Consider the following 216-nt stretch of genomic DNA (forward strand, 5'->3'; position numbering starts at 1 on the left):
TAGCTCATCGAACACCACATGAATACCTAACGTCCAAGCAGCAAACCCGCCAGCGCCACTAGCAAATCCACCCATGCCTAAGACTAAATCAACATTTCTCTTTTTAAATACTTTACGTGCTTGGAAAATGGACTTTAATATTTGAAAAGTAGCTGCTAATAAACGTTTTAAACCATTGCCTCTGCTACCAGCAACATCAATAAAATCAATTTCGTA

Annotated in this window: 1 protein-coding gene; it reads right to left on the reverse strand. The window is 38.4% G+C overall.

The genetic code is table 11. The features are described 5' to 3' along the window. Positions 1-216, reverse strand: a 216-nt coding sequence (locus V6255_RS18750; protein ID WP_341629457.1) for a glycosyltransferase, incomplete at both ends; no start/stop codon positions are given.

Source organism: Psychromonas arctica (assembly GCF_038155225.1).
In the GTDB taxonomy this organism is placed as follows: Bacteria; Pseudomonadota; Gammaproteobacteria; order Enterobacterales; family Psychromonadaceae; genus Psychromonas; species Psychromonas arctica_B.